Origin of the sequence: Trujillonella endophytica (genome assembly GCF_900110555.1) — a bacterium.
Lineage (GTDB): Bacteria > Actinomycetota > Actinomycetes > Mycobacteriales > Geodermatophilaceae > Trujillonella > Trujillonella endophytica.
The window spans coordinates 350960-365009 of the sequence record NZ_FOEE01000004.1; the positions used below are offsets into that span (position 1 = coordinate 350960).

Genomic DNA, 14050 nt, shown 5'->3' on the forward strand with positions numbered 1-14050 from the left:
GATGCTCCCCCCTGAGGGGCCGAGGTCAGGCCTGCGACGCGCCCTCGGGCGGCAGCTCTGCCACGAACTCGGTCAGCCAGGCACGCAGCGGCGGGCCCAGGTCCTCGCGCTCGACGGCCAGCCGGACGACCGCCTTGAGGTAGTCCAGCTTGTCGCCGGTGTCGTAGCGGCGCCCGTCGAAGACCACGCCGTGCACCGGTTCGCCGCGCTCCACCAGGGTCGCCAGCGCATCGGTCAGCTGGATCTCCCCGCCGCGGCCGGGGGCGGTCTCGCGCAGCACGCCGAAGATCTCCGGCGCCAGCACGTAGCGGCCGATGATCGCCAGGCTGCTCGGCGCCTCGTCCACCGGCGGCTTCTCGACCAGCCCGGTGATGGTGACGACGCCCTGCTGCGCCTGCTCCTTGATGGCGACGGCGCCGTACTTGTCGATGTTCTCCCGGCCCACGTCCAGCAGGGCCACGACGCAGCCGCCGCGCTCGGCCTGCACCGCGAGCATCTGCTCCAGCAGGTGGTCGCGGGCGTCGATCAGGTCGTCGCCGAGCAGGACGGCGAACGGCTCGTCGCCGACGAACGCGGCGGCCTGGAGGACGGCGTGCCCGAGGCCGCGGGCCTCGCCCTGGCGGACGAAGTGCACCTGGGCGACGTCGGTGGACTCCGCGACGGCGGCCAGCCTGCCCTGGTCACCCTTCTTCTCGAGGGCGGTCTCGAGCTCCGGCACGCGGTCGAAGAAGTCCTCGATGGCGGCCTTGTTGCGGCCGGTGACCATGAGTACCTCGCCCAGGCCGGCGCGAGCGGCCTCCTCGACGATGTACTGCAGGGCGGGCCGGTCCACGACCGGCAGCAGCTCCTTGGGCACGGCCTTGGTGGCGGGCAGGAACCGGGTGCCCATCCCGGCGACGGGGATGACGGCCTTGCGCGTACCGCGCGTGCTCGGGCTGGACATGCGGAGCAGCGTATCCAGCTAGCCTTCGCCGGTGACCCCCGACGAGGTGGGTGCGGCCAAGGCCGACCTGCGGTCGCGCCTGCGGGAACAGCGCCGGGCGCGATCGGCGGCGGAGCGCGCGACCGCGGCCGCCGCGGTCACCTCGGCCCTGCTGCGGGGCCTCGCCGGCGTCCGGACGATGGCGGCCTTCGCGCCGGACGAGTTCGAGCCGGGCCACGGTCGCCTGCCCGCCGCGTTCACCCAGCTCGGGGCCCGGGTGCTGCTGCCGGTCGTCAGCGACGGCTCCCCCGAGCTGCGCTGGGCGGTCGACACCGGCCGGCTGGCCCCCGGCCGGTTCGGCCTGCTGGAGCCGCTGGGCCCGCGGCTGGGGACGACGGCGATCGGCGCGGCGGACGCCGTCGTGGTGCCGGCGGTGGCGGTGGACCGCTCGGGCGTGCGGCTGGGCCGCGGCGGCGGCTTCTACGACCGGGCGCTGGTGCACGCCCGGCCGGGCGCGCTCCTGGTCGCCGTGGTCTACGACGACGAGTTCGTCGCCGAACTGCCGGCCGAGCCGCACGACCGGCGGGTGGGCGTCGTGGTGACGCCCACCGGCGGCTGGCAGGTCCTCCCCGCGGGTCTCTGAGGGGTCGGGCGCGGGAGACACTTCGGTTCCGCCCGGCCGAACCGAGAGGTACTCATGAGTGGCACCGACGCCCGCACGCTCCGCGACCGGGTCCTGGACCCGGGGTCGTGGCAGTCGTGGGACGCCCCCGTCCCGGTCCGCGACGTGGACCCGGGGTACGCCGCCGAGCTGGTCCGCGCCGCGGAGAAGAGCCGCCAGGACGAGTCGATCATCACCGGCCAGGGGCTGCTGCGCGGTCGCCGGGTCGCCGTCGTCGCCGGGGAGTTCGGCTTCCTCGCCGGCTCCATCGGGGTGGCCGCCGCCGAGCGGCTGATCACCGCGGTGGAGCGGGCCACCGAGGAGGGCCTGCCGCTGCTGGCCGCTCCTGTCTCCGGCGGCACGCGAATGCAGGAGGGCACGGTCGCCTTCCTGCAGATGATCGGCATCACCGCGGCCATCGCCCGGCACAAGGAGGCCGGGCTGCCCTACCTGGTCTACCTGCGCCACCCGACCTTCGGCGGCGTGCTGGCCTCCTGGGGGTCGCTGGGCCACGTGACGATCGCCGAGCCCGGGGCCTCGATCGGGTTCCTCGGGCCGCGGGTGTACGAGGCCCTCTACGGCGAGCCCTTCCCCGAGGGCGTGCAGACCGCCGAGCACCTGGCCGAGAGGGGGCTGATCGACGCGGTCGTGCCCCACGAGGACATCGCCGACGTCGCCGACCGCGCGCTGAGCGTCCTCGCGGCCCGGCAGACCTGGCACCTCGACGTCCGCGACGCCGAGCGGCCGACCGCCGAGGACGGCACCGACGCCGACGACCCCGAGGACGGGCGGTCCGCGTGGGACGTCGTCACCGCGTCCCGGCGCGCCGACCGCCCGGGCGTGCGCCGGCTGCTGCGGACCGCAGCCACCGACGTCGTCGGCCTGTCGGGCACCGGCGCCGGGGAGAAGGACCCCGGCCTGCTGCTCGCGCTCGCCCGGTTCGGCGGCGCGCCGTGCGTGGTGCTCGGCCAGGACCGGCGGGGGCAGTCGCCGTCGGCACCGCTGGGGCCGGCGGCGCTGCGCGAGGCCCGGCGGGGGATGCGGCTGGCCGCGGAGCTGCGGCTGCCGCTGGTCACGCTGATCGACACCCCGGGCGCGGCGCTGTCGCAGGAGGCCGAGGAGGGCGGGCTGGCCGCGGAGATCGCCCGCTGCCTGCAGGACCTGGTGATGCTCAAGGCGCCGACGATCGCCGTCCTGCTGGGCCAGGGCACCGGCGGCGGGGCGCTGGCGCTGGTGCCGGCCGACCGGGTGCTGTCGGCGGCCAACGGCTGGCTGGGCCCGCTGCCCCCCGAGGGCGCGAGCGTGATCGTGCACCGCACAGTGGACCGGGCCGACGAGATGGCCGGCAACCAGGGCGTGCGGGCGACCGACCTGTGGCGGGCCGGCATCGTCGACCGGGTGGTGCCGGAGCGGCCCGACGCCGCCGACGAGCCGCAGGAGTTCTGCCTGCGGTTGGGCCGGGTGCTCGGCGAGGAGCTGGCCGGCCTGCTGGGTCGCGACGACAACGAGCGCTTCCGCAGCCGCCTGCACCGCTACCGCCACCTGGGCCGGTAGCGGCGGGTGGCGGCGGGTGGCGGCGGCGGTGCCGGACGGCGGCGCCGCCGGGATCAGGTGACCTGATCCCCGCGCGTCCTCCCTCACGGTGCGCGGTGAGGGAGGACGCCTCGCCATGAGGGAGGACGGTGTCCGAGCGGCCCGGCCTAGCGCTGCGGTGCGGCGTCGGCGCCGTGCTCGACCCGCAGGCTGTGGTCGGGGTCCAGGCGCTCGAGCACCTGCTCCAGCGCGTCCGCCAGCACCCCGGTCTGCTCCGGCGTCATCGGGTCGAACATCGCCGCCCGTACGGCCTCGGCGTGACCGGGGGCGACCTGGCGGACGAGGTCCCAGCCCGCGTCGGTGAGGACGGCGAGGTTGCCGCGGCCGTCCTCGGAGGCCCGCTCCCGGCGCACCCAGCCCCGCTCCTCGAGCCGGCCGACCGTGTGCGACAGCCGGCTCTGCGACTGGTTGGCCCGGCGGGCCAGGTCGCTCATCCGCCGCGCCCGCCCCGGCGCCTCCGAGAGCATCGCGAGGACGACGTACGCCGTGTGGCTCAGGCCGGCGTCGCGCTGCAACTGGGCGTCCAGGACGCGCGGCACCAGCTCGCTGACGCTGAGCCAGGCGCGCCAGGCGCGCTGCTGCTCGGGGTCCAGCCACCGGGTCGCCACCGGCCGACGGTACGTCCGCGTCCGACCGGCGGTCCCGGGCGTTCCGCCCTCCTTCACAGCACTTCGACGGTTGTGGAACATTCACACTCTCGTTCGTCCGCAGAGAGGTCCCGTTCATGAGTGGGTACGACTACGTCATCGTCGGAGCCGGATCCGCCGGCTGTGTCCTGGCCAACCGGCTGAGCGCCGACCCGGGGACGTCAGTCCTGCTGATCGAGGCGGGTGGCGGCGACCGCAACCCCTGGGTGCACGTGCCCAAGGGCCTGGCCTTCCTCGGCCCCGACAAGATGTGGATCAACCCCACCGTCCCCTTCGGGCCGCACGGGCAGACCGAGTACTGGACCCGCGGCAAGATGATCGGCGGCTCCAGCTCGGTGAACGGGATGGTCTACAACCGCGGGTCGCAGGCCGACTTCGACAATCTCGTCGAGCTGGGCAACCCCGGCTGGGGCTGGGACGAGATCCTCCCCGTCTACAAGCAGATGGAGGACCACAACCTCGGCTCCTCGCCCACGCGCGGCGAGGGCGGGCCCCTCGGCGTCACGGTGCGCACGAAGCCCGAGCAGCTCAGCGAGATGCTGATGGACGCCTACGGGGCGACCGGCGTCAAGCGCACCGACGACATCAACTCCTCCGACGAGGAGCGCATCGGCTACACCCCGGGCAGCATCAAGCGCGGCCTGCGGCAGAGCGCGGCCAAGGCGTTCCTGCACCCGGTGGAGAAGCGCCCGAACCTCACCGTGCGCAGCGGCGTGCAGGTGACGAAGGTGCTCTTCGAGGGCGACCGCGCCGTGGGCGTCAGCGCCCGCGCCGACGGCGCAGTCGTCGAGTTCCGGGCCCGCAAGGAGGTCATCCTCTCGGCGGGCAACCTGGGTTCCCCGCAGCTGCTGCAGCTGTCGGGTATCGGCCCGAGCTCCGTGCTGGGCGAGGCCGGCGTCGAGGTGCGGGTCGACAGCCCGCAGGTCGGCGAGGGCCTGCGCGAGCACCGCTGCTTCCCGCTGCAGGTCCGGATCACCGACAACATCGGGTACAACAAGGTGCTGGCGAACGTCGTCCGCCAGGGCGTCACCGGGGCCAAGTACCTGCTCGACCGCCAGGGGCCTATCGGCACCCCGGCCTACGAGATGCTCGCCTTCATCCGCGCCACCGAGGGCGCGACCCGGCCGGACGCCCAGGTGCTCGTCACGCCGTTCACGATGGGCTGGGCGCCCACCAAGTTCGCCGTCGAGAACCGCCCCGGCTTCTCCATGCTCGGCTTCGCGCTGCGGCCGACCAGCCTGGGCTCGGCGCACATCGTCTCGGACAACCCCGATATGCCGCTGCGCCTGGACCCCGGGTACCTGACCAGCGACCACGACCGGGAGGTCTCGGTGGGCATGTTCCGCCGGATGCGCGAGGTGATCCAGCAGTCCCCCATCGCCGACAAGGTGGCCATGGAGATCCAGCCGGGTGCGGTCGTGAAGACCGACGAGGACATCCTGGACTCCGGGTTCCTCTACGGCGGCCCGGGCTACCACGCCTCCGGCGCCTGCGCGATGGGCCCGAACGACACCGACGTCGTCGACAGCCGGCTGCGGGTGCGCGGCGTCCAGGGCCTGCGGGTCATCGACACCTCGATCTTCCCGGCCATGATCTCGGGCAACCTCAACGCCCCGATGATGGCCATGGCCTGGCGCGCCGCGGACTTCGTGCTCGAGGACAACTGAGTTCCCGGCCGCCCGTCCCGCCTACGCGGGGCGGGCGGCCGGTCATCAGCGGAGGCCGCCGCTGTCTCGCAGCAGCTCCAGTACCGGCGCGTACATGCGCGCCTTGATCGCGGCGATCGTGTCGCCGGCCTTGCCGGCGTGCGCGGCGGCGAGCTGTACCGCGGTGTCGCGGACGGCGTCCTCGGCAACCGCGGAGTCGACGATGCCGGCCGAGCGGGCCTCCGCACCGCCGTAGCGCCGGGCGGTCACCATCGCCTCGTGCGCGGTCTGCGGGGCCAGCCGCGCCTGGATGAGCGCCGACATGGCCGGGGTGAACGGGATGCCGATGTCGGCCTCAGGGAGACACCAGAACCCCCGGTCCACGCGCATGACCCGCAGGTCGTGGGCGAGCGAGAGCATGGCCCCCGCCGCGAAGGTGTGCCCCTGGAGCGCGGCCACGGTCACCATCGGCAGCGCCAGCACCCGGGCCAGCAGCGCGTGCACGGTGTCCACGTACTCGTCACCGCGGTCGGGGTGGGCCGACAGCCAGTCCAGGTCCAGGCCGTTGGAGAAGAACTTCCCCGAGGCGGTGGTCACGAGGGCGCGCGCCCCGTCGGCGCGCTCGACCTCGTCCAGCGCGGCGTCCACCGACGCCAGCCAGTCGGGATGGAAGCGATTCTCGGTGTCGCCGAGGTCGAGGACGACGACGTCGTCGTGGCGGTCGAGCGTGGGCATGTCGGGCCTCTCCGGTACGCGGGGTGGGTGGGCTGTGGGGACGGCGGCGGCGGTCAGGGCGGCGGACCGCAGTCGAGGACGGCGCCGACGGCCGCCGCGAGCTGCGCGCGGGTGTGCGGGGAGACCCGGCCGGCGCGGATCTCGCCGAACAGGAGCGCCGCGGGCAGCCGGACGACGCACCGGGTGAGCACCTCGACCGCCGCGGCGTCACCGCGGTCCCAGGCCGCACGGGCCAGGCGGCGCAGGAGGTCCAGGAGCTGCGCGTCGAGAGCCCGCAGGTCCGCGGCCACCTCAGGTGCGAGGCCGTCGGTGAGCAGCTCGTCGCGCCGGACGGCCACCAGCAGCTGCGCCGCGCGCAGGTCCTCGGCGGCGAGCCGGGCAGGGGCGTCGGCCGCGGCCTGTACCGCGCCCTGGACGTCGCCGGCGGCCAGCGCGTCGTCCACGGCGGCGCGCTGCAGGCCGAGGAACTGCCGGGCGCGACGCAGCCAGGCGGACCCGACGACCGTCTCCAGGGAGCCGAACGCGTGGTAGATGCTGCCGTTGGAGACGCCGGACCGCTCGGCCAGCGCGCGGACGGTGAGCCGGCCGCGGCCGCGCTCGGCCAGCAGCTCCTCGGCGGCGTCCAGGACCGTGTCCGGGGCGTGCACGCGAGGCCGGGGCACGGGCGACTCCTCCCTCGGGCGGCGTGGACGGGACGACTGTAGAGCAGTCGCTCCAATACCGGCCTGTGCTGCCGGGCGCGCGCGACGGAGCGGCCGGGCGCGGCCGGGTGATGGACGGACGGCGGACGAGGGCGCACAATTGGCAGTCGCCGGGTGAGAGTGCCAGCCCCGGCGCGCCCCACCCCCGCCCGACCAGGAGCCTCTCGCCGTGCCGACCTACCAGTACGCCTGCACCAACCCCGACGGCAAGCACGAGTTCGAGGTCGTGCAGTCCTTCACCGACGCCCCCGTCACCGAGTGCCCCGAGTGCGGCGCCGTGGTGCGCAAGGTCTACGGCTCGGTCGGCGTCGTCTTCAAGGGCTCGGGCTTCTACCGCACCGACAGCCGCGGCAGCTCGACGGCGAGCGAGAAGCCCGCGTCGTCCGCCCCGGCCGCGTCCGGCTCGGACAGCGGTAGCGGCAACGGCAGCGGTGCGAAGAAGGAGTCGGCGAGCACGACCTCCTCGTCGTCGTCGGGCAGCGGCTCCGGCAGCGGCGCGAAGGCGGCCAGCGCCGGCTGACCGGGTGGACGGCGCACCTGCCGTCCACAGCCCGACCCGCCGTCCACAGCCGACCGTGCCGCCCGCTGCGCCGGGCACGCGTCGGCCACCGTGGTCGGCATGATCCGCCTGCGCCGCCCCCGCTCGCTCGTCCACCTGCTGCGGCAGTGCCTGGCCGGGCTGCTCGCGGCCGCGGCGCTCGTGCTGGCGCTGCGACCGGAGCCGGCCCCGCCCGCCGTCGCCGGCGCGGGCGTCGCCGTCGTGGCCGCCGCGGCCGACCTGCCCGCGGGCACGCAGCTGTCGGCCGGCGACCTCGCCGTCGTCCGGCTGCCGTCGGCTCCGGGCGGTGCGGCGACCGAGCCGGGCGAGCTGGTGGGCCGCACGCTGGCGGGTGCGGTCCGCGCCGGCGAGCCGGTGACCGACGTCCGGCTGGTGGGCTCCGGGCTCACGTCCCTGCTGCCCACGGGCACGGTCGCCGCCCCCATCCGGACCGCCGACGCCGCGGTGAGCGCGCTGCCGCGCACCGGGGACAGGGTCGACGTCCTGGCCACCACCGAGGGCGACCCCCGCGCCCGCGTCCTCGCCGCCGGCGCGCTGGTGCTGCAAGCGGCACCACCGCCGGACGACCCGGCCGCCGGACTCCTGCTGGTGGCCGTCGACGCGGAGACCGCCGCCGAACTCGCCGCGGCCGCGACGACCGCCACGCTCACGCTGAGCCTGCCGCCTCCGTGACGCGCCGTGTCGGAGTGGACGCAGGCTGCCCCGCCGTGGGTGGATGACGCCATGCTGAAGGGTTTCAAGGATTTCCTGCTGCGCGGCAACGTCGTCGAGCTGGCGGTGGCCGTCGTCATCGGCACCGCCTTCACGGCGCTCGTCAGCCAGTTCACGTCGTCGTTCCTCGAGCCACTGATCGCCCTCGTCGGTGGTGGTGGCCTCGACGGCGGAACGTTCACGATCAACGGCCAGGTCTTCGACTGGGCCGCGTTCGTCAACGCGGTGATCACCTTCATCATCACCGCGGCGGTCGTCTACTTCCTCGTCGTGGTGCCGCTGAAGAAGATCATGGATCGGCGCAAGCGGGGCGAGGAGGCCGGTCCGGCGGAGCCCACGCAGGTCGAGCTGCTGGTCGAGATCCGCGACCTGCTGCGCGCTGAGCAGGGTGCCGGCCCGGGGGTCGACCCGTCCGGCCCGGGCACCACGAGCCAGCTGTAGTCCGACGGTCGGCCTCACTCCGGGGCGCCGCGGCGAGTTCGCCGGTCGCGGTGCCCCGCAGCGAGATCCTCACTCCCAGTGCGGCGGCCGGTCCTCCAGGTAGCGGCGATCGTCGTCCCGCGGATCGGCCGGCCGCTCTCCCCAGCCGACGTCCCGGTCGTCGGGTGCCCGGCCGGGCACCGCCGCGGGCGCGGCCGGGCGGGGCGGCGGCTCCTCCTCCGGCGGCTGCCCGAGGCCGTCGAGCACCTCGGCGCCGGGCAGCCCGGCCAGCACCTCCCCGGGCACCGCGAGCTTGCTGCCCCGGATGCCCGAGCCCACGACGACCAGGCCGGCACCGGCCACGGCGGCGTCCACCAGGATCGGCCACCCCTCGGGCAGGCCCACCGGGGTGATGCCGCCGTACGCCATCCCGCTCTCGGCCACCGCGACGTCCTGGGGGGCGAACGAGGCCTTGCGGGCGCCGAGGTGGCGCCGGACCAGCCCGTTCACGTCCGCGCGGGTCGTGGACGGCACCAGGCAGGCGGCCAGCGTCGTCTGGCCGGCCCGGCGGGCGGCGACCACGACGCAGTTCGCCGACGCCTCCAGGGGGACGTCGTAGGCCTCGGTGAACGCGGCGGTGTCGGCGAGGTCGTCGTCGATCTCGGCCACCCACGCGGCCCCGCCCAGCGCGGGCAGCGCAGCGGCGACGGGGGCACCGAGCAGGTGCGGGTGCTCGGTGGCGGGCAGCCAGGTGAGCGAGCCGAGGCGGGGGGCGGAGGCAGCGTCGGGCACGGCTCCGATCCTCCGGCACGTCCCTGCGTCCCCGCTCCCCCGGGGCAACTTCGCGCTTCCGCACCGCGCACTTCCGCCCCGGGGCAACTCCGCGCTTCCGCCCCGGAGCAATTCCGCGCTTCCGCCCCGGAGCAACTTCGCGCTTCTGCACCGCGCAGTTTGGCGCTTCTGCGCAGGTGGGCCGGATCGTCGCGCTTCCTGGCCGGATCCCGCTGGGCCGGACGGCGGGCCCGACGCCAGGATGGAGGTCATGATCGGCCGCCTGCACTCCGTCGTCCTCGACGCGCCCGACGCGCACGCCCTCGCCACCTTCTACGCCGAGCTCCTGGGGCTGGAGGTGAGCAAGGGCGGCCCTGGTGACGACTGGGTGGTGGTGACCGGCCAGGGGTACCGGCTGGCGTTCCAGCAGGCCCCGGACCTCCAGCCGCCGGACTGGCCGGACCCCGACCGCCCGCAGCAGTTCCACCTCGACGTCTTCGTGACCGACGTCGACGAGGCCGAGCCGAAGGCGCTCGCGCTCGGCGCACGGCGGCTGCCCGGCGGGGGCGGGGACTTCCGCGTCTACGCCGACCCGGTGGGCCATCCCTTCTGCCTGGTCTGGGACGCCGCGTGAGCGACGCCGCCGCCGTCGACCCGACCGCGGCCAGCCCGTTCATGGCCGCCACCGCCTTCGACGTCGCGGAGGCCACCGGCACCCGCGTGACCGGCACCGTGGAGACCGGGCCGCGGCAGCACACGCCGTGGGGCGTGGTGCACGGCGGCCTCTACTGCGCGGTGGTCGAGTCGGCGGCCAGCATCGGCGCGAGCGCGGCGGTGGCCGACCGGGGCCAGTTCGCCGTCGGCGTGAACAACAGCACCGACTTCCTGCGGCCGATGACGGCCGGGCGCCTCGACGTCGTCGCCGAGCCGATCCAGCAGGGCCGCACCCTGCAGCTGTGGCAGGTCGTGCTCACCCGGGTCGAGGACGGCAAGGTCGTCGCCCGCGGCCAGGTCCGGCTGCAGAACGTGCCCCTGCCGACGGCGTGATCCGTCAGCCGGCGGCGGTGCTCGCGGAGGGGAACCTCGTGCCGCGCGGCCTGACCCGGGAGGCGATCGAGCGGGCCGGCTCGGTCCCCGAGGTGGTGTCCTCCGGAGGAGAGGGATCGATCCGATGATCGGCACCCAGCGGTACGTCGCGCTCCCCGCGGTGGGCCACGACTGAGGGTCAGCCGCCCGGTACGTGCGCCGGGTCGAGGACGACGGAGAAGAACGCCCGCGGGTCCTGCAGCGTGGCCGGCGGCCGCGCGGCCGACCGCGGGACGACGCGGTCCCAGCGGGCCGGACGGCGGTGCGGCAGCAGCTCCTTGCCCTCGAACAGGTAGTCGCCGACCACCTCGCCGAGCAGCAGCCCCGCGCCCCGCTCGATCGGCAGCCCGACCAGGTCCCCGGGCCGGACCTCGTCGAGGAACGCCGACAGCTGCCGCAGGTCCTTGGCGGGGCGCCGGCCGGACAGTTCCTTCGACAGCGCCCGCAGCTCGGCCGGGGCGAGGCCCGTGGCGTCGACGTCGATCCCCGACTGGGTGCCCAGCCCGACGACGCCGGCGGCCAGGCAGGCGCCGAGCTCGTTGTGCGACCGCGGTCGCGCCACCCACACCCGCACCCCCTCGGGCTCGGACGCCGGCGGCAGGTCGTCGGGCTCGGGCCACACGTAGGGCAGGTCGTCGGGCTCGGAGCCGAACCGCTCGGCGAACAGCGGCCGGTAGAAGGCCGGCTCCTTGGCCAGCAGGTTCGACCGGTGCGACAGGTGCAGGGCCGGGTCGCCCAGCCACGAAGGCAGCAGGCCGGCGCGGTCGAGCTCCTCCTGGGGCGCGTCGACGACCTCGGGGGCAAACTCGCCGATCAGCGGGAACGTGGTGTCGGCGAAGCCGCGCTCCCGCCAGATCCGCACCATGGCCAGGCCGTAGGCGACCAGCGCCGGGGTGCGGCCCCGCCACATCCGCACGACCGGGTGGGAGATCCAGCCGTAGTCGGGCAGCTCGAGCGCGCGGAGGACCTGGAGGGTCTCCACGCGTTGCTTGCCCAGCCGCGGCGAGTCCAGCAGCCGCGCGCTCTCGGCGAAGTCGGCCACGGGCAGAAAGGTCTGCATCGCGTCGATCCTCGCCGAGGTGACCGCGAAGCGCCCGGTCAGGCGTCGAGCTCGCGCAGCGCCGTCTCCCATCGCTCCCGGCGGGCGTCGTCGTCCTGGTCCCACCAGGCCTCGCCCCGCTCCCCCAGCCCGGTCTTGGCCAGCTGCACGCGGGCCCGCGCGGCGGCGACGGCGGCCGCGTCGTCGGCCCGGCCGGCGGTGCGGACGCCCGCCCGGGCGACGCCGAGGTGGTGCAGCAGCCGGGCGCGGGCGTCCTCGGGCAGCGCCGGATCGGCCTTCCGCCACCGCCGCCCGTCGACGACGATCCAGCGCCCGTCGTCGGTGTGCTCGACCTCGCGGCTCACGTCAGGCGGGTCACGAGCGCCGGCAGGACGGCGCCGAGCGGGGCGTCCACCTTGACGTCGACCTTCGCGTCGCCACGGGTGGGGCCGAGGTTGACGACGGCGACCGGGATGCCGAGCTCGGCGGCCCGCAGGACGAACCGGTAGCCGCTCATCACGGTCAGGGACGAGCCGAGCACGAGCAGGCTGCCGGACTCCTCGAGCAGCCGGAAGCAGCCGCCCACCCGGTCGCGCGGCACCGTCTCGCCGAAGAAGACGACGTCGGGCTTGAGCGGGCCACCGCCGCAGGCCAGGCAGTCGACCATGACGAACCCGTCGAGGACCTCGTCGGGCAGCTCGGCGTCGCCGTCGGGGTTGACCTCGTCGGCGCGCGGGCCGAAGTCCGGGTTGGCCGCGCGCAGCCGCTCGTCCAGCTGCGCCCGGGAGGCGACGTCGCCGCACTGCAGGCAGATGGTGCGGTCCAGCCCGCCGTGCAGTTCGACGACGTCGCGGGCGCCCGCGGCCTGGTGTAGCCCGTCGACGTTCTGCGTGATGACCCCGCTGAGCAGGCCGGCCGCCTCCAGCTGCGCCACGGCACGGTGGCCCTCGTTCGGGCGGGCCATCCGCATCTGCCGCCAGCCGACGAAGCTGCGCGCCCAGTAGCGGTGCCGGCCCCGCGGGTCCCGGCGGAAGGTCTGCCAGGTCATCGGCGTGTGCCGCCGCAGCGAGCCGCTGGCGCCGCGGTAGTCGGGAATGCCGGAGTCGGTGGACAGACCGGCGCCGGACAGCACGAGCGCATCGCCGTCGCCCACGAGGTGGGCCAGCGCGTCGAGGTCCGGGACGGCGGTGGTGGGCGCGGCGGTCACCCGGCCATGGTCCCCCGGCCCGCGCCCGCGCGCCGCCGTCGCGTCAGGCTGTCGCGGGCAGTTCCCGCTCGAGTCGACCGAGCAGGTCGACGTAGACCCGGCGCAGACCCGCGGGCGCGAAGGTGCGCTCGAAGAAGCCGCCGATACCACCGGCGCCGTCCCACGTCGTCCGCACGCGGACGGTCGTGCTGCCCGCGTCGGCGGGATGGACCGTCCAGGTGGTCACCATGGAGGAGCGGGTGTCGCGCTCCACCAGCGTGTCCGCGTCGGGCTGGGAGACCTCGACCAGCTGCTCGCGCACGCGCTTGGACGTGGCGGCGAATCGCCAGCCGACGCGGGTGCCCGCTCCCTGCCCGCCGGCCTCCACCCGGTAGTCGGAGAACTGCTCGGGCAGCGCCCGGCTGCGGACCCCGGAGTAGTCGGCCAGCCCGGCCCGGACCCGGTCGACCGGAGCGTGCACGACGTGTTCGGCAGTTGCCACGACCTGTCCCATGCCCACCATCCTGCCGTCCGGGCCCGCGGGAGCGTCGGCGCCGCCCGTCGGTCGCGGTGTCAGGCCCCGCGCTCCTCCTCGTTCAGGTAGCCGCAGCGGTACCGGGCACCGGCCATGGCCTCGGTGAAACGGCCCTCCCAGGCGGGGTCGTCGGCCGGGAAGACGGTGAAGATCCGCTCCTCCAGGACGACGGGCAGCCCGTCCAGCCCGGTGCAGGAGCGGCGCAGCAGCACGCGGGTGTGCCCGTCGACCTCGTCGTGGGCCGGCGCCCAGCGGGCGCCGGCCACGGCCTCGGCCATCCGCGCGCGGTCGCGCCTGGGCAGGGCCTGGTGCGTGCCGCCGGCCGGCGACAACAGGCGACGCTCGGGCCAGGTGACCCAGACGATCACGAACGCCAGCCCGACGATCAGGGCCACCGCTGCCAGCACCGCGGTCATGGATGCGACGGTAGTGCGCTCCGGCGGACCAGCGGGGTGGCACGGGCACGCCCGGTGCGCTGTGGGATCGTGACGGCCGCGCCCCCGTAGCTCAGGGGATAGAGCATCGGTTTCCTAAACCGTGTGCCGCAGGTTCGAATCCTGCCGGGGGCACCGTGTGATGTCGCAAGACATCCCGGACGCCCGGACCCACGGAACGTGGGTTCGGGCGTTTGTCATTTGCGGGTGGGGCCGGGTGGTCGGCCGGTGGGCTGGTAGTCGCGGCTGGGGTCGAGAACGAGTTCGCGGAGTAGTTCGCCGGTGGCGGCGTCGATGACGCGGATGTCCAGGTCCTGGACGAGGAGCAGGACGTGGGTTCCGGCGTGGGTTCGGCCGATGCCGATGTGGTGCAGGCGGCCGGCCAGGCGCAGGGTGACGCAGCC

Annotated in this window: 18 protein-coding genes, 1 tRNA gene and 1 pseudogene; 9 read left to right on the top strand and 11 right to left on the bottom strand. The window is 75.2% G+C overall.

All coding sequences use genetic code 11. The annotated features are described in order from the left end of the window. Positions 1 to 25 precede the first annotated feature (25 nt). Positions 26 to 943, bottom strand: a complete 918-nt coding sequence (gene galU / locus BMY88_RS09050; RefSeq protein WP_091942303.1) for a UTP--glucose-1-phosphate uridylyltransferase GalU — start codon at positions 941 to 943, stop codon at positions 26 to 28. Positions 944 to 974: 31 nt separating this feature from the next. On the opposite strand from galU, the gene BMY88_RS09055 reads away from it, so the two are divergent. Together BMY88_RS09055 and BMY88_RS09060 are read left to right on the top strand one after the other, a co-directional pair. Continuing rightward, complete coding sequence (locus BMY88_RS09055; RefSeq protein ID WP_091942305.1) at positions 975 to 1565, top strand: 5-formyltetrahydrofolate cyclo-ligase; 591 nt, start codon at positions 975 to 977, stop codon at positions 1563 to 1565. A gap of 54 nt (positions 1566 to 1619) precedes the next feature. Then, positions 1620 to 3137 carry a carboxyl transferase domain-containing protein gene (locus BMY88_RS09060; protein WP_091942307.1) on the top strand — a complete coding sequence of 506 codons (1518 nt, stop codon included), beginning with the start codon at positions 1620 to 1622 and terminating at the stop codon, positions 3135 to 3137. A 146-nt stretch (positions 3138 to 3283) separates the two neighbouring features. Here the strand turns inward: BMY88_RS09060 and BMY88_RS09065 are convergent, their stop codons facing one another. After that, complete coding sequence (locus BMY88_RS09065) at positions 3284 to 3784, bottom strand: MarR family winged helix-turn-helix transcriptional regulator (RefSeq protein ID WP_091942308.1); 501 nt, start codon at positions 3782 to 3784, stop codon at positions 3284 to 3286. A gap of 116 nt (positions 3785 to 3900) precedes the next feature. Here BMY88_RS09065 and BMY88_RS09070 point away from each other — a divergent pair, with 116 nt between their 5' ends. After that, a complete protein-coding gene (locus BMY88_RS09070) occupies positions 3901 to 5490 on the top strand; it encodes a GMC family oxidoreductase (protein ID WP_091942310.1) in 1590 nt (529 codons plus the stop codon). Positions 5491 to 5535: 45 nt separating this feature from the next. Here BMY88_RS09070 and BMY88_RS09075 read toward each other — a convergent pair whose 3' ends face one another. Beyond that, the gene (locus BMY88_RS09075; RefSeq protein WP_091942312.1) at positions 5536 to 6204 is read right to left on the bottom strand and encodes an enoyl-CoA hydratase-related protein; all 669 of its coding nucleotides are present in this window, start codon (positions 6202 to 6204) and stop codon (positions 5536 to 5538) included. A 53-nt stretch (positions 6205 to 6257) separates the two neighbouring features. Beyond that, positions 6258 to 6866: a TetR/AcrR family transcriptional regulator gene (locus BMY88_RS09080; protein WP_091942314.1), complete on the bottom strand. Its 609-nt coding sequence runs from the start codon at positions 6864 to 6866 to the stop codon at positions 6258 to 6260. Positions 6867 to 7074: 208 nt separating this feature from the next. Between BMY88_RS09080 and BMY88_RS09085 the strand changes: the two genes are divergently transcribed. The 3 genes from BMY88_RS09085 (at position 7075) to mscL (ending at position 8616) form a co-directional block, all read left to right on the top strand. Then, positions 7075 to 7425, top strand: coding sequence for an FmdB family zinc ribbon protein (locus BMY88_RS09085; protein ID WP_091942317.1), 351 nt, complete (start codon positions 7075 to 7077; stop codon positions 7423 to 7425). 99 nt (positions 7426 to 7524) lie between these two features. After that, positions 7525 to 8136, top strand: a complete 612-nt coding sequence (gene cpaB, locus BMY88_RS09090; RefSeq protein WP_091942386.1) for a Flp pilus assembly protein CpaB — start codon at positions 7525 to 7527, stop codon at positions 8134 to 8136. A gap of 51 nt (positions 8137 to 8187) precedes the next feature. After that, complete coding sequence (gene mscL, locus BMY88_RS09095) at positions 8188 to 8616, top strand: large conductance mechanosensitive channel protein MscL (RefSeq protein WP_091942319.1); 429 nt, start codon at positions 8188 to 8190, stop codon at positions 8614 to 8616. A gap of 69 nt (positions 8617 to 8685) precedes the next feature. Here mscL and BMY88_RS09100 read toward each other — a convergent pair whose 3' ends face one another. Continuing rightward, positions 8686 to 9387, bottom strand: a complete 702-nt coding sequence (locus tag BMY88_RS09100) for a YbaK/EbsC family protein (protein WP_244524553.1) — start codon at positions 9385 to 9387, stop codon at positions 8686 to 8688. A 250-nt stretch (positions 9388 to 9637) separates the two neighbouring features. Here BMY88_RS09100 and BMY88_RS09105 point away from each other — a divergent pair, with 250 nt between their 5' ends. Next, positions 9638 to 10000, top strand: a complete 363-nt coding sequence (locus tag BMY88_RS09105) for a VOC family protein (RefSeq protein ID WP_170861021.1) — start codon at positions 9638 to 9640, stop codon at positions 9998 to 10000. Next, on the top strand, positions 9997 to 10413 hold the full coding sequence (locus BMY88_RS09110) for a PaaI family thioesterase (protein WP_244524554.1): 417 nt from the start codon (positions 9997 to 9999) through the stop codon (positions 10411 to 10413). Before BMY88_RS09105 ends, BMY88_RS09110 begins: the two co-directional genes overlap by 4 nt. 178 nt (positions 10414 to 10591) lie before the next feature. Here the strand turns inward: BMY88_RS09110 and BMY88_RS09115 are convergent, their stop codons facing one another. From BMY88_RS09115 to BMY88_RS09135, 5 genes are read right to left on the bottom strand one after another with little or no spacing between them, the layout of a single operon-like run. Then, complete coding sequence (locus BMY88_RS09115) at positions 10592 to 11512, bottom strand: MSMEG_6728 family protein (protein ID WP_091942325.1); 921 nt, start codon at positions 11510 to 11512, stop codon at positions 10592 to 10594. 38 nt (positions 11513 to 11550) lie between these two features. Next, positions 11551 to 11856 carry a biopolymer transporter Tol gene (locus BMY88_RS09120; RefSeq protein WP_091942327.1) on the bottom strand — a complete coding sequence of 102 codons (306 nt, stop codon included), beginning with the start codon at positions 11854 to 11856 and terminating at the stop codon, positions 11551 to 11553. Next, the gene (locus BMY88_RS09125; protein ID WP_091942329.1) at positions 11853 to 12698 is read right to left on the bottom strand and encodes an NAD-dependent protein deacetylase; all 846 of its coding nucleotides are present in this window, start codon (positions 12696 to 12698) and stop codon (positions 11853 to 11855) included. The genes BMY88_RS09120 and BMY88_RS09125 overlap by 4 nt, the downstream gene beginning before the upstream one ends. 43 nt (positions 12699 to 12741) lie before the next feature. Beyond that, a complete protein-coding gene (locus BMY88_RS09130; RefSeq protein ID WP_091942331.1) occupies positions 12742 to 13191 on the bottom strand; it encodes an SRPBCC family protein in 450 nt (149 codons plus the stop codon). A gap of 59 nt (positions 13192 to 13250) precedes the next feature. Then, positions 13251 to 13628, bottom strand: coding sequence for a hypothetical protein (locus tag BMY88_RS09135; protein WP_091942333.1), 378 nt, complete (start codon positions 13626 to 13628; stop codon positions 13251 to 13253). An 80-nt stretch (positions 13629 to 13708) separates the two neighbouring features. On the opposite strand from BMY88_RS09135, the gene BMY88_RS09140 reads away from it, so the two are divergent. Continuing rightward, a tRNA-Arg gene (locus tag BMY88_RS09140) sits at positions 13709 to 13781 on the top strand. A 62-nt stretch (positions 13782 to 13843) separates the two neighbouring features. Here the strand turns inward: BMY88_RS09140 and BMY88_RS09145 are convergent. Continuing rightward, positions 13844 to 14050 (bottom strand): annotated as a pseudogene (locus BMY88_RS09145) (hypothetical protein); the annotation flags it as partial.

Excerpts from the sequence above, each read along its gene's own strand:
- galU (WP_091942303.1), bottom strand. The coding sequence starts at position 943 with ATGTCCAGCCCGAGCACGCGCGGTACGCGCAAGGCCGTCATCCCCGTC.
- BMY88_RS09075 (WP_091942312.1), bottom strand. The coding sequence starts at position 6,204 with ATGCCCACGCTCGACCGCCACGACGACGTCGTCGTCCTCGACCTCGGC.
- BMY88_RS09060 (WP_091942307.1), top strand. The coding sequence starts at position 1,620 with ATGAGTGGCACCGACGCCCGCACGCTCCGCGACCGGGTCCTGGACCCG.
- BMY88_RS09130 (WP_091942331.1), bottom strand. The coding sequence starts at position 13,191 with ATGGGACAGGTCGTGGCAACTGCCGAACACGTCGTGCACGCTCCGGTC.
- BMY88_RS09135 (WP_091942333.1), bottom strand. The coding sequence starts at position 13,628 with ATGACCGCGGTGCTGGCAGCGGTGGCCCTGATCGTCGGGCTGGCGTTC.
- BMY88_RS09115 (WP_091942325.1), bottom strand. The coding sequence starts at position 11,512 with ATGCAGACCTTTCTGCCCGTGGCCGACTTCGCCGAGAGCGCGCGGCTG.
- cpaB (WP_091942386.1), top strand. The coding sequence starts at position 7,525 with ATGATCCGCCTGCGCCGCCCCCGCTCGCTCGTCCACCTGCTGCGGCAG.
- BMY88_RS09070 (WP_091942310.1), top strand. The coding sequence starts at position 3,901 with ATGAGTGGGTACGACTACGTCATCGTCGGAGCCGGATCCGCCGGCTGT.
- mscL (WP_091942319.1), top strand. The coding sequence starts at position 8,188 with ATGCTGAAGGGTTTCAAGGATTTCCTGCTGCGCGGCAACGTCGTCGAG.
- BMY88_RS09105 (WP_170861021.1), top strand. The coding sequence starts at position 9,638 with ATGATCGGCCGCCTGCACTCCGTCGTCCTCGACGCGCCCGACGCGCAC.